The 22,881-nt window shown below is 73.0% G+C and carries 24 protein-coding genes; 12 read left to right on the top strand and 12 right to left on the bottom strand.

The features are described from left to right. The first annotated feature begins 87 nt into the window (after nucleotides 1-87). Both EDD30_RS02680 and EDD30_RS02675 read left to right on the top strand, forming a co-directional pair. Complete coding sequence (locus tag EDD30_RS02680) at nucleotides 88-462, top strand: STAS domain-containing protein (RefSeq protein WP_071802945.1); 375 nt, start codon at nucleotides 88-90, stop codon at nucleotides 460-462. Nucleotides 463-467: 5 nt separating this feature from the next. Beyond that, complete coding sequence (locus EDD30_RS02675) at nucleotides 468-1,451, top strand: MEDS domain-containing protein (protein WP_143162534.1); 984 nt, start codon at nucleotides 468-470, stop codon at nucleotides 1,449-1,451. On the opposite strand, the gene EDD30_RS02670 is transcribed toward EDD30_RS02675, so the two are convergent. The 4 genes from EDD30_RS02670 to EDD30_RS02655 form a co-directional block, all read right to left on the bottom strand. Then, nucleotides 1,448-2,665, bottom strand: a complete 1,218-nt coding sequence (locus tag EDD30_RS02670; RefSeq protein ID WP_071802943.1) for an AGE family epimerase/isomerase — start codon at nucleotides 2,663-2,665, stop codon at nucleotides 1,448-1,450. The genes EDD30_RS02675 and EDD30_RS02670 overlap by 4 nt on opposite strands. Nucleotides 2,666-2,850: 185 nt before the next feature. Continuing rightward, nucleotides 2,851-3,702: an alpha/beta fold hydrolase gene (locus tag EDD30_RS02665; protein ID WP_071802942.1), complete on the bottom strand. Its 852-nt coding sequence runs from the start codon at nucleotides 3,700-3,702 to the stop codon at nucleotides 2,851-2,853. Next, nucleotides 3,699-4,571, bottom strand: a complete 873-nt coding sequence (locus EDD30_RS02660; RefSeq protein ID WP_071802941.1) for an SDR family NAD(P)-dependent oxidoreductase — start codon at nucleotides 4,569-4,571, stop codon at nucleotides 3,699-3,701. The genes EDD30_RS02665 and EDD30_RS02660 overlap by 4 nt, the downstream gene beginning before the upstream one ends. Then, nucleotides 4,568-6,016, bottom strand: coding sequence for a flavin-containing monooxygenase (locus tag EDD30_RS02655; RefSeq protein ID WP_071802940.1), 1,449 nt, complete (start codon nucleotides 6,014-6,016; stop codon nucleotides 4,568-4,570). Before EDD30_RS02655 ends, EDD30_RS02660 begins: the two co-directional genes overlap by 4 nt. Nucleotides 6,017-6,086: 70 nt before the next feature. On the opposite strand from EDD30_RS02655, the gene EDD30_RS02650 reads away from it, so the two are divergent. Beyond that, nucleotides 6,087-7,106 carry an AraC family transcriptional regulator gene (locus EDD30_RS02650; protein ID WP_071802939.1) on the top strand — a complete coding sequence of 340 codons (1,020 nt, stop codon included), beginning with the start codon at nucleotides 6,087-6,089 and terminating at the stop codon, nucleotides 7,104-7,106. Here the strand turns inward: EDD30_RS02650 and EDD30_RS02645 are convergent. Then, complete coding sequence (locus EDD30_RS02645) at nucleotides 7,060-7,359, bottom strand: DUF4873 domain-containing protein (RefSeq protein WP_071802938.1); 300 nt, start codon at nucleotides 7,357-7,359, stop codon at nucleotides 7,060-7,062. The two genes, EDD30_RS02650 and EDD30_RS02645, sit on opposite strands and share 47 nt — an antisense overlap. After that, complete coding sequence (locus tag EDD30_RS02640) at nucleotides 7,356-8,024, bottom strand: TetR family transcriptional regulator (RefSeq protein WP_071802937.1); 669 nt, start codon at nucleotides 8,022-8,024, stop codon at nucleotides 7,356-7,358. The genes EDD30_RS02645 and EDD30_RS02640 overlap by 4 nt, the downstream gene beginning before the upstream one ends. A gap of 54 nt (nucleotides 8,025-8,078) precedes the next feature. Here EDD30_RS02640 and EDD30_RS02635 point away from each other — a divergent pair, with 54 nt between their 5' ends. Both EDD30_RS02635 and EDD30_RS02630 read left to right on the top strand, forming a co-directional pair. Then, a complete protein-coding gene (locus EDD30_RS02635; protein ID WP_071802936.1) occupies nucleotides 8,079-8,963 on the top strand; it encodes an AurF N-oxygenase family protein in 885 nt (294 codons plus the stop codon). A 120-nt stretch (nucleotides 8,964-9,083) separates the two neighbouring features. Further along, nucleotides 9,084-10,166: a sugar ABC transporter substrate-binding protein gene (locus EDD30_RS02630; RefSeq protein WP_071802935.1), complete on the top strand. Its 1,083-nt coding sequence runs from the start codon at nucleotides 9,084-9,086 to the stop codon at nucleotides 10,164-10,166. Between the two features lie 5 nt (nucleotides 10,167-10,171). Here EDD30_RS02630 and EDD30_RS02625 read toward each other — a convergent pair whose 3' ends face one another. Next, nucleotides 10,172-11,170: a hypothetical protein gene (locus EDD30_RS02625; protein ID WP_143162533.1), complete on the bottom strand. Its 999-nt coding sequence runs from the start codon at nucleotides 11,168-11,170 to the stop codon at nucleotides 10,172-10,174. A 173-nt stretch (nucleotides 11,171-11,343) separates the two neighbouring features. On the opposite strand from EDD30_RS02625, the gene EDD30_RS02620 reads away from it, so the two are divergent. Genes EDD30_RS02620 through EDD30_RS02605 form a run of 4 tightly spaced genes read left to right on the top strand, consistent with a single transcriptional unit; the run spans nucleotide 11,344 to nucleotide 14,091 of the window. Next, nucleotides 11,344-11,922, top strand: coding sequence for a DUF6642 family protein (locus EDD30_RS02620; protein ID WP_071802933.1), 579 nt, complete (start codon nucleotides 11,344-11,346; stop codon nucleotides 11,920-11,922). Continuing rightward, nucleotides 11,859-12,872, top strand: a complete 1,014-nt coding sequence (locus tag EDD30_RS02615) for an NAD(P)-dependent oxidoreductase (RefSeq protein WP_342353754.1) — start codon at nucleotides 11,859-11,861, stop codon at nucleotides 12,870-12,872. The genes EDD30_RS02620 and EDD30_RS02615 overlap by 64 nt, the downstream gene beginning before the upstream one ends. 32 nt (nucleotides 12,873-12,904) lie before the next feature. Then, nucleotides 12,905-13,744 carry an alpha/beta fold hydrolase gene (locus EDD30_RS02610; protein WP_123678032.1) on the top strand — a complete coding sequence of 280 codons (840 nt, stop codon included), beginning with the start codon at nucleotides 12,905-12,907 and terminating at the stop codon, nucleotides 13,742-13,744. Nucleotides 13,745-13,794: 50 nt separating this feature from the next. After that, on the top strand, nucleotides 13,795-14,091 hold the full coding sequence (locus tag EDD30_RS02605) for a DUF2064 domain-containing protein (RefSeq protein ID WP_071802930.1): 297 nt from the start codon (nucleotides 13,795-13,797) through the stop codon (nucleotides 14,089-14,091). 190 nt (nucleotides 14,092-14,281) lie between these two features. On the opposite strand, the gene EDD30_RS02600 is transcribed toward EDD30_RS02605, so the two are convergent. The 4 genes from EDD30_RS02600 to EDD30_RS02585 form a co-directional block, all read right to left on the bottom strand. Continuing rightward, nucleotides 14,282-15,004 carry an HAD family hydrolase gene (locus EDD30_RS02600; protein WP_071802929.1) on the bottom strand — a complete coding sequence of 241 codons (723 nt, stop codon included), beginning with the start codon at nucleotides 15,002-15,004 and terminating at the stop codon, nucleotides 14,282-14,284. A gap of 48 nt (nucleotides 15,005-15,052) precedes the next feature. Beyond that, nucleotides 15,053-16,048 (bottom strand): LacI family DNA-binding transcriptional regulator, encoded by a 996-nt coding sequence (locus tag EDD30_RS02595; RefSeq protein WP_071802993.1) that lies wholly within the window; start codon nucleotides 16,046-16,048, stop codon nucleotides 15,053-15,055. 77 nt (nucleotides 16,049-16,125) lie between these two features. Beyond that, a complete protein-coding gene (locus tag EDD30_RS02590; RefSeq protein WP_071802928.1) occupies nucleotides 16,126-17,082 on the bottom strand; it encodes an anti-sigma factor RsbA family regulatory protein in 957 nt (318 codons plus the stop codon). After that, entirely contained in the window at nucleotides 17,079-17,858 is a 780-nt protein-coding gene (locus EDD30_RS02585) for an MEDS domain-containing protein (RefSeq protein ID WP_084556067.1), read from the bottom strand. The genes EDD30_RS02590 and EDD30_RS02585 overlap by 4 nt, the downstream gene beginning before the upstream one ends. A 348-nt stretch (nucleotides 17,859-18,206) precedes the next feature. Here EDD30_RS02585 and EDD30_RS02580 point away from each other — a divergent pair, with 348 nt between their 5' ends. Then, nucleotides 18,207-19,019, top strand: a complete 813-nt coding sequence (locus EDD30_RS02580) for a hypothetical protein (RefSeq protein ID WP_244945082.1) — start codon at nucleotides 18,207-18,209, stop codon at nucleotides 19,017-19,019. Between the two features lie 61 nt (nucleotides 19,020-19,080). Here the strand turns inward: EDD30_RS02580 and EDD30_RS02575 are convergent, their stop codons facing one another. After that, on the bottom strand, nucleotides 19,081-19,932 hold the full coding sequence (locus EDD30_RS02575; RefSeq protein WP_071802925.1) for a metallophosphoesterase family protein: 852 nt from the start codon (nucleotides 19,930-19,932) through the stop codon (nucleotides 19,081-19,083). 214 nt (nucleotides 19,933-20,146) lie between these two features. On the opposite strand from EDD30_RS02575, the gene EDD30_RS02570 reads away from it, so the two are divergent. After that, entirely contained in the window at nucleotides 20,147-20,749 is a 603-nt protein-coding gene (locus tag EDD30_RS02570; RefSeq protein WP_071802924.1) for an RNA polymerase sigma factor, read from the top strand. After that, nucleotides 20,749-22,860: a bifunctional diguanylate cyclase/phosphodiesterase gene (locus EDD30_RS02565; RefSeq protein ID WP_071802923.1), complete on the top strand. Its 2,112-nt coding sequence runs from the start codon at nucleotides 20,749-20,751 to the stop codon at nucleotides 22,858-22,860. The genes EDD30_RS02570 and EDD30_RS02565 overlap by 1 nt, the downstream gene beginning before the upstream one ends. Nucleotides 22,861-22,881 lie beyond the last annotated feature (21 nt).

The following is a 22,881-nucleotide window of genomic DNA, read 5'->3' as shown; positions in this document are numbered from 1 at the left end:
CCGGCGCTTGGGTTGCGGGTAGCCAGTGTCGTGGCGGAGGCTGGCCTGAGCGGGCATAAGTGACGATTGGTCGATACGTCGGGTGTGATGTCGGTGGAGCGTCAGTCCGAGGTGGTGGCCGGCTGCGAGGTGGTGTGGTCGGCCGGTGAGCTCGCCGTGTCCGGTGAGATCGATGTCGCCAACGCGGCGGTGATCGGCCAGCGGATCTATGCGCTGGTGGGCGCGCCGGTCATGACAGTGGACTGCACCGCGGTGACGTTCTTGGATGTCGCCGGGTTGCGGATGCTCCTGCGGCTGGGTGCGGCGGCGGCCGCCAAGGGCACGATCCTGCTCCTGCACTGCTCACCTGCGGTGTGGGATACGTTCGGCCTCTGCCAGGTGTGGGACGCTCCCGGCCTGGTGATCGAACCCGGCACGGTGCTGGACCGGCCCGACCCCGACCGGCCGGGGAGCCCGGAGTGACCGGCATGGTGAATCATCGCGGCCTGGAGCGGTTCCTTCACGGCGTGCTCGTCGTCGACGCCGAGGACACGATCGAGCGGCGGCTCGTGCCTCTGCTACGCCGGGAGATCACCGCTGGGCAGGCGGTGCTGATGGTGGTCGGCTCCCCGACCGCGCAGATCGTCCGGGACCGGCTCGGCCGTGACGCCGATGCCCTGCGGTGGGCGGCCATGGACGGCTTCTACCAGCGGCTCGGGTTCACCTACAGCGGCTTCGACCGCTACCTGCGCGAGCAGCACGCGAGGCGGGAGGCGGTCCACGTCGTCGCCGAACCCGACGTGGTCAGCGACCCGGTGGCGCCGGTCGACCGCACCGCCGCATACCTGAAGTACGAGGCGATGACCAACGAGGCGTACGCCGGATACGGCTGCCCGATCACCTGCATCTGGCACCGCCGGCACCACTCCGCATCGATCATCGACGACGTCCGCCGGGTTCACCCCCGGGAACTGACGGGTCGAGGCGACCGCGACAACCCCGCCTACGTACCACCGGCCGCCTACCTGAAGGCCCGCACGCAGGCGCCGATGACACCCGCCCCGCCGGTCACCGACGTCGACCTCACCGTGTGGGACTTCGCCGAGGTGGGCGCCTGCCGCGCCGCCGTCGCCCGGTTCGCGGCCCAGCGGCACTTCGCCCCCGCCGCCGTCCGGCACGTCGTCGCCGCGACCAGTGAAGTGGTCGCCAACGGCCTGCGCCATGGCCGGCCGCCGGTGCAGGTGTTCGCCTGGACCCAGGACGACACCCTGATCGTGCACGTCCAGGACCACGGCGGGAAGGCCGTCCCCAGCGACGCGGGCTATCGGCAACCGGCGATACTCACCGGGCCTGCGGGCCTGTGGATAGCCCGGCAGGTCGCGGACGTCCTGCTCACCCGTACCGCGGGCGGGCGCACCACCGTACGCATGTACTTCCCCTATGCGGTGACCCACCGCAGCCTTCCGATCTAGGCGAGGTGGCGGTCCACCGCGGTCGCCAGCATCGGCCACAGCGGAACGCGCGGGCCGAGCGTCGCCTGGAAAGCGTGGTACAGGTCCGCCTTGCCCGGCCACACCGTCGCGGTCGGCGCGTTCTCCGGGTCGAGCTGGTGGAACCACGACCCGTGTTCGTGGTCGATCAGAAACTCGTCGATGTAGTCCCACCAGGTCCGGTACCACTGTGCGTACGCCGCCTCTCCGGTGTGGGCGTGCAGCGCCGCCGCGGCGTGGACGGCCTCGGCCGCCACCCAGTGCATGCGGTCGCGCACGACCGGGCGGCCCGTCCAGTCCGTCGTGTAGACGAAGCCCGGCCGGCCGTCGACCGCCCAGCCGTCGGTCACCGCCCGGGCGAACAGCTCCCGGGCCGCGGTGGTCAGCCACGCCGGCGCGCCGGCCGTCGGAGCGGATGCGGCGTGCAGCAGCAGGCGCGCCCACTCGAGGCCATGGCCGATGGTGGCGCCGTACGGCTTGAAGGGGTGCTCCGGCTCCTCGCGGTGATACTCCGGCAGCGGCTGCCACGCGGCGTCGTAGTGCTCGGGGATGCGCCACCGGTGTGCCTCGGCGACGGTCACGACGAACCGGCAGATGCGCAGCGCGCGGGCGACCCAGGCGTGGTCGCCGGTCACGCTCGCCGCCGACAGCATCGCCTCGACCGCGTGCATGTTGGCGTTGATGCCGCGGTAGTCGTCGAGCGCCGTGAATCCGGTGTCCCAGGTGTCGGCGCACAGGCCGATCTCCTCGTCCCAGAAGCGGCTCAGCAGCACCTCGGCGGCCTCGCTCAGCAGCCGGTCGGCGCCGTCCAGTCCGGCCTGGACCGCCGTGGAGGCCGCGAGCAGCACGAAGGCGTGGTCGTAGCAGGACTTGCCGGGCTCGGGCGTGCCGTCGGCGGCCACGGCCGGGAACCAGCCGCCGCGGGGGTCGCGCAGCCGCCCGGTGAGCCCGGCCATCGCCCGCGCCGCGATCCGGCCCGCGCCGGGGACGCCGAGCAGGGCCCCGATGCCGTAGACGTGGGTCATCCGGCTGCTGATCAGCACCGACACCGGCCGCCCGGGCATCGGCTCGCCGCGCTCGCCCAGCCAGCGGGCGCCGCCGCCCGGGTCGGCGGTGCGGCGGCCGAAGGCCAGCAGCTCGCGGCTGTGCTGGTCGAGCCAGCGGTGGTGGGCGGAACTGCTCGGCCAGACGGACATGTGGATCACTCTAGGCGGGCGTGCCGCGGTTGCGGTCCCCGAGCCGATCCGCGACTTCCTCGACGGCCTCCGCCGCTGGATCCGGACGCTGACGAGGCCGCAGCCACCGGCGTTCCCGGCCACGACCTCGAGCTGGTCGTGATGGCCGCCGACCCGCTGCCGCCCGGCGCCGGGCGGGGTGGACCCTAGGCGCGGATGTCCGAGCGGGCCGTCAGGAACAGCTCGGCGAGGTCGGCGAACTCGTCGGGGCGTTCGATCTGGGGCATGTGCCCGGTGTCGGGGAACATGTGCGAGCGGGCGTCCGGGAACGCCACCCGGGCCGCTGCGAGGTGCGTGCACGGCAGGATCAGGTCGCGGTCGCCCCACACCAGCAGCGTGGGCCGGGGGTGCCTGGCCACCTCCGCCAGCAGCGTCTGCCGCCAGAGTGCCTTGATGCCGCGCAGCCCACCGAGCGCCTGGGCGGTCTCCAGGAACACCATCGCGTACTCCGGACGGGCGGCCACCTGCAGCGCGAAGTCGACGCGTTCCTGGGTGGCGTGGATCCGGTCGTGGAAGATGGCGCGCTCGATCCGCCGGGCCATCCGCGCGTCGATGCGGCGCATGAGCGGCCTGCCGAGGCCGGGAATGGCGAGGGCGCGCAGGAAGAACGCCACCTCCTTGCCGAAGCCGGCGCTGTTGACCAGCGTCAGCGTGGACACCCGGTCGGGCGCCGCGGTCAGGAGCTGCATCGCCACCGCGCCGCCCAGCGAGTTGCCCATGACATGCAGCGGGCGCCGCTCGCCCAGCGTGTCCACCGTGGCGAGCACCCCCTCGGCGAGCCAGGCGAGGCTGATCGGCCCCGGCATCCGGTCGGACAGGCCGAAGCCGGGCAGGTCCACGCTGATCACCCGCCACCGGCCGGAGAGCCGGTCGTGCTGCGGCAGCCAGTCCTCCAGGCTGCGGCCGATGCCGTGCAGCAGCAGGATCGGCGGCTGGTCCGGGTCGCCGGTGTCGTGCACGCGGATGGTGGCGCCGCCTACGGTCAACTTCTGGATCATTTGTTGACCTCGACCTTGGCCGCACCCCGCCGGGCGATCGTCTCGGTGAGCTTGGCGAGGAGCCGCATGTGCGATTCCGGCAGCAGCCGGGCGAGCAGGTCGGGGAGCTTCGCGGTGGGGGCGATGAGGAGCCGGCCGCGGCGGTGCCGCACGCCGTCGAGGATGTCGGCGGCCGCCCTCTCCGGTGGATACGTCAGCAGCGCGGCGAACATCCGCTGGTGCTCCTCGACCTCGTCGGCCGGAATGCCACCGGCGATGCGCGCGCTCTCGGCGATCCGGGTACGCACGCCGCCCGGATGCACCGTGGTCACCCCGACGCCGTTCTCGAGCAACTCGCCGCGCAGCACCTCGCTCAGGCCGCGGATGGCGAACTTGCTGGCGCTGTAGGCGGACTGCCCGGGCGGGGCGATGAGCCCGTACAGGCTGGAGATGTTGACGAGATGGGAACCCGGCTCGGCGGTCAGGCTGGGCAAGAGATGGTGCATGAGCAGCATCGGCGCGGTGAAGTTCACCGCCATCACCCATTCGAACTCCTCGACCGTCACCTGGTCGAAGCGGCCGCCCAGGGCGACGCCCGCGTTGTTGATCAGCAGGCCCAGCCGCGGGTGCCGCCCGCGGACGCCCTGCGCGAAGGCGATCACCGCGTCGCGGTCGGCGAGGTCGACGACCGCGGCCTCGATCGCCCGGCCGGGATAGGCGGCCCGCAGCGACTCGGCCACCTCGTCGAGGCGCAGCGCGTCGCGGTCGGCGAGCACCAGATCGCTGCCGCGCGCGGCGAGGCCGTGGGCGAGCTGCTCGCCGATGCCGCCCGCGGCGCCGGTGACGACGGCGGTACGCCCGGCGAAACGGTACGGGGTCAGTCCGGTCATCGGATCTCCTCGAGCACGGGGGCGGGCTGACGACCGAACGTCATGTCCCGGCGGACGTCGGCGCGGGGGGTGAAGAGGACGTCGCGCAGATAGTTCTGCCGTACGGTCCACGGGTCGCGGTCGCCCTGGCTCGGGAAGCGGTCCAGCGACCGCTGCACGTAGCCGGACGTCAGGTCGAGCAGCGGCCGGCGCGGGCCCGGCCGTTCCTGCGGTGTCGCGGTCGTGTAGCCGTTGCGGGCCATGTAGGACAGCAGCCGCAGGACATAGCGGTGCGACAGGTCGGCGCGCAGGGTCCACGAGGCGTTGGTGTAGCCGATGCAGTACGCGAAGTTCGGCACGCCGCTGAGCATCACGCCGCGGTAGGCGACGGTCCTGCCGGGCTCCACGGCCTCGCCGTCGACGGTGAGCTCCACGCCGCCGAGCGGGAGCAGCGACAGCCCGGTGGCCGAGACGACGACGTCCGCCTCCAGCACCCGGCCGTCGGTGAGCCGGATGCCCTCGGGCACGAACCGGTCGATGTGGGCGGTCACCACCGAGGCCGTGCCCGCCTTGATGGCGGTGAACAGGTCGCCGTCGGGCACCACGCACAGGCGCTGGTCCCAGGGCTGGTAGGTCGGGGTGAAGTGCTCGTCCAGCATCGCCCGGTCGCCGAGCTGGGCCAGGGTGAAGCGGCGCAGCAGGGCCTTGACCCGCTCGGGCCGGCGCCGGGAGAGCTGATAGAAGCCCTGCGTCAGCAGGACGTTCTTGGCGCGCACGAGGGTGTGCGCGACCCGGGGTGGCAGCCCCCGGCGCAGCAGGTCGGCGATCACGTCGCGCTCCGGCAGCACCGTCATGTACGTGGGGGAGCGCTGCAGCATCGTCACGTGCGCGGCGGTCCCGGCCATCGCCGGCACCACGGTCACGGCCGTGGCGCCGCTGCCGATGACGACCACCCGCTTGCCCGAGTAGTCGAGATCCTCGGGCCAGAACTGCGGGTGCACGAGGGTGCCGCGGAAGTCGTCCAGGCCCGCGAAGTCCGGCTGATAGCCCTGCGCGTAGTCGTAGTAGCCCGCGCACGCGTACAGAAAGGTGCAGGTGAAGGTGCCCTGGTCGGTGGTGACGGTCCAGCGGGAGTCCGCCCAGCTCGCGGAGAGCACCTTGGTGCCGAAGCGGATGTGCGGCATGATCCCGCCGTCCTCGGCGGTCGCGCGGATGTACGCCCGGATCGACTCCCCGGACGCGATCGCCTGGGCGCCGCGCCACGGCCGGAACGGGTAGCTCAGGGTGAACATGTCGGAGTCCGAGCGGACGCCGGGATAACGGAACAGGTCCCAGGTGCCGCCGATCGCGGTGCGGGCCTCGAGGATCGCGTACGTCGTGCCGGGCCGTTCCCGGCGCAGCCGCCATGCCGCGCCGATCCCGGATAGACCGGCGCCGATGATGAGGACGTCGAAGTGTTCGGCCATGAACCCAGTCTTTCGCTCGTACCGGTCGTGAAACTTGCCTTTGCGCGACAGGGATTTATCCTTGCCCGCCATGGAACCGATGGTGCGCGCCGCCAGCCTGCGGGGGCTGCCCGCGCTCGTGGACAGCCTCGGCGGCGACGGCGCCGCGCTGCTCGCGCGCTTCGGCGTGACCTGCGCGGCGGTGGAGTCCGACGACGCGGTGATCCCGGCGCTGGCCGCCGGGGAGCTGCTGGAGACGGCCGCCGCCGAGCTCTGCTGCCCGGACCTGGGGCTGCGCCTGGCCGGAACGCAGAACGCGTCGGTGCTCGGCCCGCTCGCCCTGGCCATCGAGAACTCCCCGACCTTCGGCGAGGCCCTCACCACCACGCGGCGGTTCCTGTTCGTGCACAGCCCCGCCCTGACCGTCTCGCAGATCCCCGACCCGTCGGGCCGCCCGGGCGTGGTCGGCCTGCTGTACCGCAGTACGGAGGTCGAGCCGTTGCCGCCGCAGGCCGCCGGGCTGGGCCTGGGCCTGTTCCACCGGATCATCATGCTGCTGCGCGGCGGCCCGTACGGGCTGCGCTCCGTGCACCTGCCGCACCCGGCGCTGGCGCCGGTCGAGGCGTACACCCGGTTCTTCGGGGCGGAGGTGCGTTTCGACCGGCCCGACGCGGTGCTGCGGGTGCCCGGCGGCCTCGCCAGCACCGCGGTCCCGGGCGGCAACCAGGTGCTGCACGATCTCGCCGTCGACTACATCGCCAGCCATTTCCCGGCGCCCGGGCAGCGCATTGCGGAGCGGGTGCGCCTGCTGCTGACCCAGGCGCTGGGATCCTCGCCCGTCGAGATCACCGCGGTCGCCAAGGTGCTGCGGACCCACCCGCGGACGTTGCAGCGCCGGCTGGCGGACGAGGGCACCACGTTCGAGACCATTCTGGACGAGGTCCGCTCGCTCGCCGCGCACCGGCTCATCACCCAGACGGACCTGCCGTTGACCCAGGTCACCGCCATGGTCGGCCTGGCCGAGCAGTCCGCGCTGAGCCGCGCGGTGCGGCGCTGGTACGGCCTCACGCCCCGGCAACTGCGCTCCACGGCGCCCGGCCCACTCCGCTAAGGCGCACGCCGCCCCACGGGTCCGGCTCGCCCAGCCGGGCCGCCGCCTCGCGCTCGCCGATGCGGACGGTCACGTCCCGCGTCCCGGACCGCAACTGGGCGCTGAGGGTGGCGTCCGGAGCCGCCCGACCGGCCCAGCGGTAGCGGCCCTCGACCGGTTCGAACTGCACCGACAGTCGTACGGTGACGGTCACCGCCGTCTCCCCGGCCCGGATCTCGGCCTCGCCCCGGTACTCCTCGTCCGCATCGCTCACAGTTTCGCCGCCAATCCTCCTGGTGTGTCCGCGGCGGATCGGACCCCTTCCATCCCGCCCCAGAGCAACGTGGTCAGGTACTCCGCGAGGGCCTCGCGGCTGATCGGCTGCTGATGGCGCAGCCACCAGTCGCCGACGGTCTGGACGTAGCCGACGATCCCGTACGCCCACGGCAGCGCGCCTCCCGAATCGAGCCCGAGGGCCCGCAGCCGGTCGCCGAGGATGCGGGCCAGCACGCTGGCGACGGTGTCGATCGCGTCGGCGACGACGTCGCGCTCCCGGGCGATGCCGCGCTGGTGCACCACGAACCGGTAGAGGTGGGGATCGTTCTCGATGAAGGCCAGGTAGGCGTCGACCGCCGCGGTGACTACCTCGCGGTCCTCGCCGACGGCGGCGACCGCGGGCGCCACCGCCTCGACCACCGCGGCCGCCGCCCGCCGGGCGACGGCCTCCCACACGCCGGACTTGTCGGTGAAGTAGCGGTAGAGCACCGGCTTGCTGACGCCGGCGTGCGCGGCCACCGCGTCGATGCCGGGCTCGGGACCGAGCTCGCGGATCGCCGCGATGACGGCGTCGATGAGCTCTTCGCGGCGCCGCTCGCGGTGGTGCGCCCACCGCTTGCTGCGCCCATCGGCACTGTTGACTGTCTCGTCGTCGGCGCTCATAGTACGAGAAGTAGCTGTTACTTCCGGTAACGTCAACCCCCGTGGAGGTCAGACGTGGTTCTCTCCGACCGTTCCCAGACAGCGACCCGGCTGCTGCGCTCCTCGGCGGCACACTCCTACGACCCGGGAGTCGAGATCGACTGGGAGGCACCCCTGCTCCGGGACGCCTGGTTCGTGCCGGAGCACCGGTCGTCGCTCTACGGCACCGACCTGTGGCGCCGGCTCACCCCCGAGCAGCGGATCACCCTCACCCGGCACGAGGTCGCCAGCATCGCCGGCCTCGGCGTGTGGTTCGAGACCATCCTCATGCAGTTGCTGCTGCGCGAGTACTACAAACAGGACCCCACCGACCCCCACGCCCAGTACGCCCTCACCGAGGTGGCGGACGAGTGCCGCCACTCGGTGATGTTCGGCCGCATGATCGAGAAGCTGGAGTGCCCGGTCTACCGCGTCGGCGCCTTCGACTCCGGCCTGGGCAAACTGATCGCGCTGACGGCGACCGGCCCCCGCATGTACGCGGCCATCCTCATCAGCGAGGAGATCCTCGACTCCCTCCAGCGTGAGGCCGCGGCCGACGAGACCGTGCAGCCGCTGGTCCGCATGGTGTCGCGCATCCACGTCATCGAGGAGGCCCGCCACGTCCGCTTCGCCCGCGAGGAACTCGCCCGCCAGGTTCGAGCGGCGGGCAGGGCGAGGCTGGCGCACGACCGGCTGATCATCGCGCGCGCCGCGTATCTGAGTGGCCGGCGCCTCGTCGCGCCCGAGGCCTACCGGTCGGTGGGCATCGACCCGCGGGTCGGCGTCCGCGCGGCGTGGGCCAATCCCCACCACCGCGAGACGATGCGGTGGGCGGCCGAGAAGGTGGTCGCCTACCTGCGGGAACTGGACCTGATCGGCGGCCCGGGCATGGCACTGTGGCGCCGTTCGGGCCTGCTCTGACACCGGTCTTCCCGCTTCGCCCCGCCTCTCCTCTCTTGTGTTCGCGTCCGTGATGGACGACCGTTGCCGGGCACGGCCGCGATGCGGGACCGTGGGCTGGGCGGACGGGAAGGAACGATCATGGCAAGGGCGGCCTTGGCCCTCGCCGCGGCCGGCGTGCTGGCCGCCGGCGTCGCGGCGTGCGACGGTGACGGTGGCGACGACGATCGCACGGTGGGCAGGGTCGGCGTCATCCTGCCCGACACGAAGAGTTCGGCGCGGTGGGCGACCGCCGATCCCCGCTTTCTGCGGGAGGCGTTCGCCCGGGCCGGTGTGACCGCTGACATCCAGAACGCGCAGGGCGACAAGAGCCAGTTCCAGACGATCGCCGACGGGATGATCTCCAGCGGGGTCCGGGTGCTGATGATCGTGAACCTGGACTCCGGCACCGGCAAGGCGGTCCTGGACAAGGCGAAGAGGGCCGGGATCGCGACGATCGACTACGACCGGCTTACGCTCAGTGGCGGCGCCGACTACTACGTCAGTTTCGACAATGTGGCGGTCGGCAGGTTGCAGGGGGAGGGTCTGGTGAAGTGCCTGACCGACAGGAAGCGCATCAGGCCGGTGGTGGCCGAGCTCAACGGCTCGCCCACGGACAACAATTCCACGCTGTTCAAGCAGGGGTACGACTCGGTGTTGCAGCCGAAGTTCGACTCGGGTGAGTACGTGAAGGGTCCGGACCAGTCGGTGTCGGACTGGGACAACGCGCAGGCCGGCACGATGTTCGAGCAGATGCTGACGCAGCGTAGGGACATCAAGGGCGTCCTCGCGGCCAACGACGGCATCGCCAACGCGGCCATCGGGGTGCTGCGCAAGTACCGGCTGCACGGTGACGTCCTGGTCACCGGCCAGGACGCCACCGTGCAGGGCCTGCGCAACATCCTCGCCGGCGACCAGTGCATGACCGTCTACAAGGACATCCAGAAGGAGGCCGCCGAGGCGACCGCGGTGGCGGTCGCCCTGGCCCGCGGCCAGCGCCCCACCACGGCCACCGACGTGGTCACCGATCCGGAGACGGGCAGGAACGTCCCGTCCATCCTGCTCACCCCGAAGGCCGTCACCCGGGACACCATCCCCGCCGTCATCGCCGAGGGCTTCGTGACCCGGCAGGAGCTCTGCACTGCCGAGTACGCGGCCGCGTGTGCGGCCGCGGGCATCGGCTGAGGCGCTCAGGCGGTGAACTTGATGTACATCCAGGAGCCGGTCGCGGCGGCGTTCATCGCGTCACCCGCGAAGCCGGCGCGGATGCGGAACATCAGACCCTTGCGGCGCGGGCCGCCGATGTAGCCGCCGGCGGCGCTGTCCTCGTTCAGCGTCTGGCACTTGACCGTCTGCAAGGCCCGCCACTTGCCGGAGGCGTAGACCTGGAGCTGGATGCTGAGGCACCCGCCCGGGCGAGCCGGCGTCACCCGGGCGGCGAACCCCGGGTTCACGGAGGTGCGGTAGAGCTTGTACTTGCCCGAGGTCCCGTGGTGGCCGACCAGCACCTGCTGCATCCGGGCGCGGGCGGTCACCGACTTCGTGGCCGTGGCCGGCAGGTACCACTGGTCGCCCGTGAAGACGGCGCTGAAGGTGGTGCGGCGGGTGGTCCGGTACGTGGCGGTGACCGTACCCGTGCCGCACTTGACCTTGGTCTTGGTGCCGCCGCGCGGGGTGGCGTAGACGCAGAGCGCGCGCGAGTCGTGGGTCGTCCCCAGCTTCGCGGTGACGGTGGCGACGCCGTTGTAACCGTACGTGGTCGCGTTGGTGCTGATGGTCACGTTGGTGGCGCGGCGCGAGACCGTGACGCTCGCCTGGGCGCTCGCGGCGGCGGCGACGTCGTTGCCGGCCCAGCTCACCGTGTAGGTGTTGGTCCCGCCCACGGCGGGCTTGTCCAGCACGGTGAACGCGCCGGACGCGTCCGCGATCACGTCGGGCAGGGCGTGGGTGCCGGAGAGGTCCTTACGGCTGACGGTGAGCGTGCCGGCCCCGGCGCCGAGGGATCCGCTCAGGGTCAGCGAGCCGAGGCGGGCGACCGTCGGCGGTGCCGCGAGGGTCAGCGTGGTGGGCTCGGCCGTGGCGGACACCGGCGCCGCACCGCCGTCCGCCAGCGCCGCTACCGGTACGGCCAGCGCCGTGGCACCGCCGGCGACCACCGCCGCGACCCAGGCCCATCCTCTGTTCGACACTCGTGACCTCCACCTCCGCGCGGGGACGATCCCGCGGCGATCCGAGCCGATTCGTCGGCCGGCCGAGGCTGTTTGTGAGGGTTATCCGTTTCATGTATCCGATCCCACTCGATTCGCCGGGGTCCGCTAGCGTCGTCGCGTCGGGAAGCGAACCCAGCGCACGAGGAGGGGCTGTGGCGAAGGCGGGGGGAGTGTTCTGCGTCGAGGGCCAGTGGGAGGACGACCTCACCGAGCGAGGATCCGTGCTCCCCACCCTCGAGCTGCTCGAACGCCTCGGCAGCATCCGCTTCATCCACCGCGACACGGCGACCACCGAGGAGCTGCACTACTACCTCGACACCTGGCTCTCCCGCAAATACCAGGACTACAAGGTCGGCTTCTTCGCCCTGCACGGGCAGCCGTCGCAACTGTGCCTCACCGCCAAGACCACGGTCGAGCTCGACGAGATCGGCGCCTGGATGTCGGGCCGCTGCGCCGGGCGCAGCCTGTACTTCGGTAGCTGCTCGGTGCTGCGCGCCTCGGACCGCGTCCTCAAGGAGTTTCTGCACGAGACGAAGGCCGCCATGCTCTGCGGCTTCACCAAGGCGATCGACTGGGTCGAATCGGCGGCCTTCGAGACGGTCGTCCTCAACGCCATGGTCAACGGCGGCCGCATCGACAGCGTGGAACGCCTCATGCGCTCCAGCCGCTGGGGGGCGCTCGCCGACCACCTCGGCTTCCGCGTCGTCTACGCCAACGGCCGCACCGGCTGACAGCCGGTCCCGGCGGCGGGCCGCGAGGTGCGAATTGGCCCGCGCTGCGAGCGAGGGCGTCCGATTACCGTACGGCCATGGCAGACGGCGAGATCGTGGGATTTCTCGGGCTCGGGGTCATGGGCGAGCCGATGGCCCGGCGCCTGGCCCGGGCCGGTACCCCGCTGGTGGTCTGGAGCCGGCGGCCCGAGCGCTGCGACGCCGTCCGCGCGCTCGGCGCAACCGTCGCGGCGAGCCCGGCCGGCGTGCTCGAGCGCGCGGACGTCGTGCTGATGATGCTGGCGAACGGCACGGCGATCGACGCGGTCCTCGGACGGGGAACGCCCGCCTTCCGTGCCGTCGGTGGGCGGCTGGTGGTGCACATGGGCACCACGTCTCCGGAGTACTCGCGGGCGCTGGCGGACGAGGTGGCCGCTGCCGGTGGGCGCTATGCCGAGGCGCCGGTGTCGGGGTCGCGGCGGCCCGCCGAGGAGGGGCAGCTCGTGGCGATGCTCGCCGGAGATCCGGCGGACGTGGCCGTGGTGCGCAAGCTCATCGCGCCGATGGTCCGCGACGCGACGGTGTGCGGTGCCGTGCCCCAGGCGCTGCTGATGAAGCTCGCCGTCAATCTGTACCTCATCAGCATGGTCACCGGGCTGGCCGAGGCGTACCACTTCGCGGCCCGGTCCGGGGTGGACCTCGCGCGGTTCGCCGCGGTGCTGGACGCCGGGCCGATGGCCAGCGACGTGTCCCGGATCAAGAGCGCCAAGCTGCTCGCGCGGAACTTCGCGGTGCAGGCCTCGCTGCGGGACGTGCTCATGAACAACGAGCTGGTCGCCGCGGCCGCCCGCCGCGCCGGGATCGCCTCGCCGGTGCTCGACGCCTGTCACGCCCTGTACGCGGAAGCGGTCGCGCTCGGGCACGGCGACGAGGACATGGCCGCCGTGGTACGGGCGCTGGAAACCCGATGACGGTCGATGCCGTGCCCCCTAGGATCGTCGGGGTGACGACCTTCGACGCCCCCGACGGCACCCGCCTCGCCTGTCACCACGTCGGTGCGCAGGGCGAGCCGCTGGTCGTGCTGCCCGGCGGCCCGATGCACGCCGCCGCGTACCTCGGCGACCTCGGCGGCCTGTCCGCGTACCATCCGCTCGCCCTGCCGGATCCGCGCGGCACCGGCGACTCGGCCGTGCCGGCGGATCCGGCGACCTACCGGTGCGACCGTCAGGTAGGCGACGTCGAGGCGCTGCGGATCCACCTCGGGCTCGAGCGGATGAACCTGGCCGCGCACTCGGCCGGCGCGACGCTCGCGCTGCTCTACGCGGCCCGGCATCCCGAACGCGTCGGCCGTCTCGTGCTGATCGCGCCCAGCCCGCGGCCGGTCGGCCTGGAGATCACCGACGCGGACCGGAGGGAGGTCGCCGAGCTGCGCCGCGACGAGCCGTGGTTCCCGGAGGCCTTCGCCGCCTTCGAGCGGATCTGGGCCGGTGGGGCGACGCCGGAGGACTGGGCGGCGATCGCGCCGTTCACCTACGGCCGGGACGCCGCGGCCCGGGCACGGCGGGCCCGGGAGGTGAACCGCCACCACCCGCAAGCGGCGGCGGGCTACTACGCCGACGGCGCGTTCGCGCCGGAGGCGGTGCGCTCGGCGCTCGGCCGGCTGCGGGTACCGGTGCTGCTCATCGCCGGCGAGTTCGACGTCGGCCTGCCTCCGGCGCGCGCCGGAGGCTACGCGGAGCTGTTCCCGCAAGCCGAGTTCGCCGTGCAGCGGGGCGGCGGGCATTTCCCCTGGCTCGATGATCCCGCCTGGCTTTCGCAGCGGATCGCCGCGTTCCTCCGCTGATTTCTGTGCCGCTCGGGCAACCTCCGGGCCGCCGGCGGCCACTGACAGGCATGACCCCCTTCCTCGAGATCTCGGCCGGGGCTCCGGAGCTGAGCGCCGACCTGCTGGACGACGCGTACGCCCTGCTCCGCAGCTTCGACGCGGTGGTCGGCCCGACCAGCGACGGCGGCTGGTACGCCTTCGGCCTGCGCGAGCCGTCCCGCGCGCCGGACCTGCGCACGCTGACCGCCTCGCCCGCCCTGACCCTCGCAGCGCTCCGGCTGGGCCTGCGCGTCGCCATGCTTCCCACGCTCCCCGCGAAGAATCTCGGACCGGCGAGCAACCTTTCCGGCGCAGGGAGGCACTGAAGGGGTGTCCGACCGCGGGGAGGCCGTTCCCGGACCTCACGGCCTCCCCGCGGGCGACGGACCGTACCCCCGGCGTGCAGGCCGGCACGGAGGTCCTCACCGAAAGAGGGCGGCTCGACACCGCCGCCTACCCGGTGCGGATCGGCTAGGACCCCGGCTGCCCCGGTCCCCACGGCCGGGGCGGCCGGCCTCACTCCCGACCGTCGACCGCCAGCATCGACACCGCCGGTACCGCGACGTCCGGATCGAGGTCGTCGAGGATCGCATCCGGCTCGTGCGCGGACAGCTCCTCCCGGGTGGCTCGATGCGCGACGACGACCGCCCGGAATCCGGCGTGCCGTGCGCAGGCGATGTCATTGGGAGCATCCCCCACGATGACGGTCCGGTGCGGCACGAGCCGGTGTCCGTACGCCTTCTCGTAGCGCCGGGCGATGACCTCGGGCAGCCGGAACCGGTCGCGTTCGTCCGAGCCGAATGCGCCGATCTCCCGATCGATCTCGTCGCGCAGACCGAGCGTCGCCAGCTTGATCTCGGCCGCTGCCCGCAGATTTCCGGTGAGCACCGTCTGCACGAATCCGCGCTCGTGCAGGCGCGTGATGGTTTCCCTCGCGCCTGGATACGGCGGCTGCACCCGGGCGAGTTCCTCCCGGCCCGCGCTCATGACCTCGGCGAGCACATCGTGGAACCGGGCGATTCCCGCCTCGGCCTCGCCGGCAGGGATGCCGGACGCTATCGCGGTGTCGACGACGATGGACTCGTCCGTGTATCCGTGCACCTTCGTGGCCGGAAAGGTGATCGACGCCTCCGCGATCTCGAAGGTCCGCGCGATCGAGCGGCGTAGCCAGCGGAGATCGGCGGGTATCAGCGTGCCGTCCACGTCCCAGACCACGACGCCACGGTTTCGGGCCTCCACCGGGCCATCGTCTCATGGGCGCCGGCCGCGCCCCTGACCTCTGCCGGTCTATCGCGCAGGTGGCGCGGTGCTGGCCCGGACCACGAGGTCGGGAGGGACGACGAGGTGCGCCGGTGGGGCGGAGTCTTCCTCGTCGGTCATGTGCTCCAGCAGGAGAGCGAGGCTGCGGCGGCCGATCTCGGCGAAGTCCTGGTGAACGGTGGTCAGCGGGGGCAGGAAGTAGCCCGAATCCGGCATGTCGTCGAAGCCGACCACGCTCACCTCCTCCGGGACCTTGCGGCCGGCCTCGTGCAGGGCGCGCAGCACGCCCAGCGCGATGCGGTCGTTGGCGCAGAAGACCGCCGTCACCTGCGGATCGCGGGCCAGCTCCCGGCCGCGGCGGTGGCCCCATGCGGCGTTCCAGGAGTCGAATTCCACCGCCGGGACCGGCGCGCCCGCCTCGTTCAGCGTGTCGCGCCAGCCGGTGGCGCGTTCCTGGGCCTCGGGCCAGTCGTGCGGGCCGCCGACGTGGTGCACCGTCCGGTGGCCGAGGTCGAGCAGGTGCCGGGTGGCGAGCCGGGCGCCGGCGGCATTGTCGACGCGGACGGTCGGGACCGCGTCCGTGTCGCCCGCCCCGCCCACCGCGACGCAGTAGAGGCCCGGCGGCGCCTGGAGCAGGCCGGTGGTGACCGAGGGCTTGGGCGCGATCGCGATGATGCCGTCGACCGCGTGCTGGGAGAGCCGGTCCACCGCCTCCAGCACCTCGCGGCGTTCGAGGGTGCGGATGGTGGCGATGCTGACCAGGTATCCGGCCGTGCGCGCCGCGTCCTCGATGCCGTACAGCAGGGAGGCCGGGCCGAACAGCGTGGTCTCGAAGCCGATCAGGCCGAGCGTGTGCGAGCGCCGGGTGACCAGCGTGCGGGCCGCCAGGTTGCGGCGGTAGTTCAGCGACTCCATCGCCTCCAGGACCCGCGTACGCGTCTCCTCCCTGACGTTGGGGTGGTCGTTGAGCACCCGGGACACGGTCTGGTGGGAGACGCCGGCGAGCTTGGCGACGTCGCGCATGACCGTGACCCGCTTCTTCGATGGCACGCGGCCCCCTGTCGATCCGACGCTGTGATGTGAACGGTAACACGCCGTGCTCAGGCGGTGGTGCCGCCGGCGATCAGGCGGATCGTCCACCCTTCGTCGTCGCGCGCGGAGGCCACGTGATCGCACGTCTGGTGGGCGATCCACAGCCCCCTGCCACCGGTCGCGGTGTCGGTGGCGGGCAGCAGGCCCGCGAACGGGTCCTTCGGCCCCGGCCCGGCGTCCGTCACGGTCACCACGATGCGATCGGCGCCGCCCCAGACCCGCAGGCGCACCGGCGCCCGGCCGTACCGCAGCGCATTGGTGACCGTCTCGCTCACCGCGACCACCAGGTCGTCCACGTCCGCGGCGGGCACGCCGCCGCGGTCCGCGGCGCGCACGGCCGCGCGCGCCTGGCCCGGCGTCGGCGCCGCCAGCGTCACCGTCGGCGGGCCTTCCTGCAACGGATCCGGTACGGGCGGCCGATGCTCGCTCAGATACGCCCGGGGATCGATGTACGTGCCGCTGTCCTCGTGCCGCCCGCCCGCGACCGCGAACCGAGGATGGGTGCGCCCCACGTCCGCCAGCACCGCCGTCGGCGTGACCCGGACGTCGTACGCGCACATGCTCCACAGCGGGAAGTCGTCGTACGCGTGGTTGATCGCCGACTCGTAGCGCGCCCACCAGTCCCAGGTGTTGCCGAACGCGGCGGCCGGAATCTCTCCGATGATCCGGATCTGGGCCGCGCCGGCCTCGACGTGCCGGGCCAGCAGGGCGCGGTAGCTGCGGATGGCGGCGGCCGGGCGGGCGTACATGGCGCCGCCGGACAGGAACTCCACCGGCGCGCCGGCGGGCAGCGCGGCCCGGACCAGCTCCGCGGTGCGCTCGCCGAACGTCACGATCGTCGGTTCGCCGGCCGCCAGCCCGCCGAGCAGGAACGGCATGGTGACCGCGAGCAACTCCTCGTCCGACGCGTACTGCACCGCCGCGTGGAAGTACCCGAGGTGTTCCGCGGCGGCGCCTGTTCTCATCCGGCGCTCTCCACCCGCAGGGCGGTGAGGTCCATCAGGGTGGCCAGGAGGGCGGGGGCGACCGACCGGGTGCGCAGCACGGCCGTCAGACCCTGGGCGCGGGCATACGCGTCGAGGTGGAGCAGGCAGCCGTGGTGGATGAAGGTGAGCCGGTCCGCGTCGATCACCCATTCCCCGGAGGCGGGGCGCGGGTCGGCACGCGCGAGGGCCCGGGCGAACAGGTCGTGGGTCTCCCAGTCGAGCTCGCCGGCGAGACCGGCGTCCGCCGGCCCGGGGGCGAGGGCGAACAGCCGGAACGGCGCCGCCGACACCGGATGCAGGCACGCCAGCTCGTCGACGGCCTCGTCGCCGAGGGTCACCCGGTCGTACCCGCAGAGGGCCGAGAACGGGGCGCCGCGCATGTAGCGGTCCACGAGGTGCTCGTAGCGGGCGAAGGCATCGAGCTGATCCGGGGTGCGTACCAGCGGTGTCGCCTCGGCGGCGACCCGCAGCCCGAGGTAACCGTCGGCGAGCGCCCGTTCGGTCGCGGCCGCGTAGGCGGCCACCCCCGCGGCCGGGTCGATCACACCCGCCTCGGGATAGTGGTCACCGAGCCGGACCAACTCCGGCCGGAAACTCCAGTCCCGCGGCGGCGCCGGAGCGAGATACCACACCCGCTCGCCGGCGGCGACGCCCTCGGCGAGAAAGTCGCGGGCGGCGGCCTCGAAGGCGGCAGGCTCGTCGTAGCTCAGGCACACATGACCGCCCGCCCTCGGTGGACCGGTCATCGTCGCCATCCTCCGATGATAGAAGCCCCGGCGACGTGGAGAAACGCCGGAATTTGCGGAGGTACGCCGGATTCGCGCCGTCCCCTCGGCCCGGCGGGGAGTCGTCTCGCTCGGCGGTGCCGGCGCAGGCGCGCCATCCGTCCGAGCAGGACGGCCGCCGCCCGGCGGCCTCCGCCAGGATCCGCCACCGTCCGGCGTGGACCGGGCCGGCGAAATCGGCCGGCGAAAGAAAAAAATAAGAAATAAATGCCGCGAAAATTGAACCGGGGGAATTCGCGCGAACCCTGAACCGAGCCGTGCCCGGAACCCGTACCGACTCCCGAACGCAGACAGCGAGGTCCGACGACAGGAGTGGTGATGAGACTGCGTCAGCGACGGGGTGCCGGGGTCAACCGTAAGGCGATCGGCGCCGCAGTCTTTGCCGGCGTGCTGGTGGCCGGCGGAGTGACCGGACTGCAGTTCGCGAACGCCGGCGAGCAGGCGGCGGCCGCGGAGATCGTGGTGGTCGAGGGCCAGAACTTCAACATCGCCGGTTGCGAGAAGCTGGAGGTCAACGCCGGCGCGGTGCTCTGCGACGGCGAGCCGCTGGAGCCGGAGGAGCAGGCCGGTGCCGCCGACGCGGCCGCGGCGTCCGCCCAGTTGGTCGAGACGGCCTGCGCCCAGTTCGCGGTCGACCAGGCCGCGGCCGAGGCCGAGGCCGGCCAGGAGGAAGCCGGTCAGGAAGAGGCGGGTCAGGAGGAAGCCGGCGAGGAGCAGGCGGGCGCCGTACCGAAGTCCAAGAAGGCCAAGAAGGCCATCGCGAAGCGCTGGGCCCCGAAGATGGCCAAGGAGCAGGCTCAGGGCAAGGGCCAGGCCCAAGGCCAGGGCCAGGGCCAGGGCGAGGACGCTGCCGAGCAGGGCAACGCCGAGGAGCTCGACGCCGCGGTCACCGCTGCCCGGGAGGCGCTGCTGGCCGCGTGCCTGACGCTGGAGGACGCGAAGGCGGCCGCCGGTCAGGACGACGCCGGTGCGGGCGAGGCCGAGCAGGGCCAGGACGAGAAGGGCGAGGCCGAGCAGGACGAGAAGGGCGAGGCCGAGCAGGGCGAGAAGGGCGAGAAGGAGCAGGGCGAGGACGAGCAGGGCGAGGCCGGTGCCGCCGGCGAGAAGGCGGGCTCCGGGGCGAAGAGCTAGTCCTCCGGGTAGGTCGGGTGGCGCGGTCCTGGGTGAGGGCCGCGCCACCGCCGCGTGCGCGTCAGGAGCCGGGACGCCCCGGCGCGGCCTCGCCCAGAATCTTGTTCAGCAGCACCGGCGCGCCGGCGCGCTTGCTCCACTCCCGCGGGTAGCCCAGCGACACCTCGTGGAACGGCACCCCGTCCTGCCAGGTCACCCGGGGGATGTGCAGGTGGCCGTAGACCGCGGCCGCCGCGCGGAAGCGGACGTGCCAGTCGGCGGTCAGCTCGGTGCCGCACCACTGCGCGAACTCGGGATACCACAGCACCTCGGTCGGGTGGCGGTGCAGCGGCCAGTGGCTGACAAGCACGGTCGGCAGCGCCGGGTCCAGCGCGGTCAGGCGGCGCTCGGTCGCCGCCACGCGGGCACGGCACCAGGACTCGCGATCCGGGTACGGGTCCGGGTGCAGCAGCTCCTCGTCCGTGCAGACCACGCCGGTGCGGTAGGCGTACGCCAGCGACTCCTCCTTCGTGGACGTTCCCGGCGCGCGGAACGTGTAGTCGTAGAGCAGGAACAGCGGTGCCACGATCGCCGGGCCACCGTCGCCGTGCCAGACCGCGTACTCGTCCTCCGGCGTGCGGACCCCGAGGTCGCGGCACATCGCGACGAGCCGCTCGTAGCGGGCCGCGCCGCGCAGGCCGACCGGGTCCTTCGCGTGCGTCCACAGCTCGTGGTTCCCCGGCGCCCAGATGACCTCGGCGAAGCGGGAGCGCAGCAGCCGCAGCGTCGCCTCGACGTTGCCGAACACCTCCGCGACGTCCCCGGCCACGATGAGCCAGTCGTCCGCCGAGCGCGGGCGCAGGCCGTCGACCAGCCGGCGGTTCTCCGCGTACGCGACGTGCAGGTCGCTGACGGCGTACAGGGTCCCCGCCACGGGCACCTCCTCCTTCGATGTTCCTCGATCACGATCTTGCCAGCCGGGCGGGTGCCCGCGCGCGGCCGTGTCCCCACCGTGGTGAAATCACGTCGGAAAGACGACAACCGATACGGGGACATCGGAAAGAATCTCGGCTGCCGCTGTCACGCCGGCCCCCTTCCGCGTACCTACTTAGGGGGAGTGCGAAGACCCTTGTGAACGGAGGCGATCGGTGGTCGAGGCGAACGACGTGGACAGTGACCAGCCCGCCCCACCCCGGCCGCTGATCCCCGACCCGCCGCCCGCGGCCGAGATCGAGGAGTTCTTCCGGCGCTACTGGGCCGGACTGGTGCGTCATCTGCTGCGCGAGGGCGCCGACCGCTGGGAGGCGCAGGATGCGGTCGCCGAGGCCATCCGCGAGGCCCTGCGGCGCTGGTCCGACCTGACCCACCCGGTCGCCTGGGTGCGCACCGCCGCCCGTTCGCACTGGCTCAAACAGCGCCGTGCCACTGGCCGGGGCGACCTCGAGGTGCTGGTCGCCGACGTCACCGAGCTGAGCGAGGGGCGCGCCGACGATCCCGAGCTGGTCGCGTACGAGCTGGAGGAGTGGTTCACCGGCGTCCTCGCCCAGCTCCCGCCCGCCCGCCGCGAGGCGCTGGAGCTCTCCGCGCAGGGCCTGACGCCCTCGGAGATCGCCGCCCGGGTCGGCAAGACGCCCGAAGCGGTCCGGACCGCGCTCAAACTGGGCCGCAAGCAGGCCGTCGCGCTCTGGCAGGCCGTGCCGGGCCAGCGCACCGGCCGGCGGGCAGGCCACGCGGAGGGAGGCGAGAACTGATGGCGCACGCCGGACCGCACGACGAACCCTTCGAGCACGACGAGATGCTCACCCACGCGATGATGATCTCCGCGCTCAACGAGGCCCTCGCCGACTGCGGCTACCCACCGGTCGCCGAGGAGGCCGAGCCGGTGGGGCTGCCGGCCGGCGCCGCCGCCGACCGGCTCATCGAGGACGCCCGGCACCGGGCCGACGAGATCGTCGCCGCGGCCCTGGAGACCGCGGTGGAGTACACCGACGCGGCCCTGCACCGGGCCGCCCGTACGGTACTCACCGCCCGGCGGGCGATCGAGGGCACCGCCGTGCCCGCGCCGGTCGACGCCGCCGCCCCCGCACGGGTCGACCCGGCCCCGATGCTCACCGCCGCGGACGAGGGACGCGCCGTCGGCGAGCGGTGGCTCGCGGCCGTCCTCGCGGCCGGCGTCTACCTGCCGGTGGACGAGGCCTGCGCGGCACAGACCCTCGACGCGTTTTCGGCCCGGCTGCGCGACGCGGCGCACGCGGTGCCGGCCGACCTCGACGCGGCGTACCGGATCGGCACCGAGGTCGTCGCGCTCGGCGTCGGCCGGCCCGAGGCGCTGCCCGCCACGATGAGCATCGTCCTCGACCACCTCGCCGACGGTGACGTGGTCGACCGCCGGGCCCGCCGGGTCGCGGGCGGCTTCGCCGCGGGGTTCGCCGCCGCGCTGCAGGCCGGCACCCTCGCCCAGCAGGAGTCGCTGCACCGCGCCACCCAGCGGGCCGCGCGGGAGTTCCAGGTCGCGCTGCAGACCAGCGAGGCCCGCTACCGCCGGCTCGCCGACTACGACCCGGTCACCGGCCTGGCCAGCAAGGGCCGGCTGGTGCAGCGCCTGCGGCAGGCCGCGCACGGCGACGACCCGGAGCGGCACGCCGGGCTCTGCCTCGTCGAGCTCGGCGGCCACGCCGCGGTGGGGGAGCAGTTCGGCATCCACGCCGGCGACCAGGTGCTCGCCGAGGTGGCCCGCCGGCTCCAGCAGGTCGTGCACCACTCCGACTATCTGACGGCCCGCCACGGCCCGCACACCTTCGCGATCCTGGTGCAGGACAGCGGCGGCCTCGCCCACCTCGCCGACCTGGCGGAGCGGGTCGTCGACGCGCTCGGCGCGCCCGTGCCGCTGCCCGGCACAGGCCTGACCGTTCCCCTGCGGGCCTGCGTCGGCGTCGTCGACGTGCCCACCGGCGACCTCGACGTCGGCCGGGTCCTCGTCGACGCGGAGATCGCCCTGCGCCGGGCCCGGGCCGGGACGACCGGCTGGGCGGTGCACGACGACCGCCCCGCCGCCGGTGCCCGCGCCGGCGGGACCAGCGTGACCGGGCTGGTCACCGGGCCGCCGGCATACCAGCCGATCGTCACGCTCGGCTCCGGCCGGGTCGCCGGGCTGCACACCCGGGCGACCTGGCGGCACCCGCACCTCGGCACGCTCGACCTCGCCCGGATCGGCCAGCTCACCGGCGACCGGGACACCACCACCCGGCTGGCCGGCAGCCTGTTGCGCCAGGCCTGCCGGCAGGCGATGCAGTGGGACGGCGGCGAGAAGGGTCCGTTCATCGGCGTCGACCTGCCGATACACCAGATCGGGTATCCGGAGGTCGCCGAGCTGGTCCAGGAGGCGCTCACCGTCAGCGGGCTGCCTTCGTGCCGCCTGCACCTGCATCTGTCCGGTCTCGACACCGTGCCGGCCGGGGCGCACAGCCACGCGGTGCTCAGCGCGCTCGCCGCGCTGGGCGTGCGGCTCGTCCTCGACGACTTCGGTACGGGCCACAGCAGCCTGGCCTACCTGCGCGACCTGCCGGTGCACGGGCTGCGGACGCCGGCCGGCCTGCTGCACACCACGACGGGCGGCGCGGAGGCCGATCGTGCCCTGCTGAGCGGCATGGCCCGGGTCGCGCACGCGCTCGGACTCACCCTGACGGTGCACGGCGTCGACGACGACCTCCGCGCGGCCATCCTCGCCGGCACCGGCTGCGACGCCGCGCAAGGCCTGCGGTACGGCGCACCCACGACCCCGCACCAGGTGCCGGCCCTGCTGCGCCGCGGCGGCAAGCTCGTGCCGGTCCCCGGTCGCGACAACGGATTGGTGGCCTCATGACAGACCACAGTGGAGTAGGCT

This window comes from Couchioplanes caeruleus, from assembly GCF_003751945.1.
In the GTDB taxonomy this organism is placed as follows: domain Bacteria; phylum Actinomycetota; class Actinomycetes; order Mycobacteriales; family Micromonosporaceae; genus Actinoplanes; species Actinoplanes caeruleus.
Note: the sequence above shows the minus strand (reverse complement) of the source record. Positions and strands in the feature narration are given on the sequence as shown.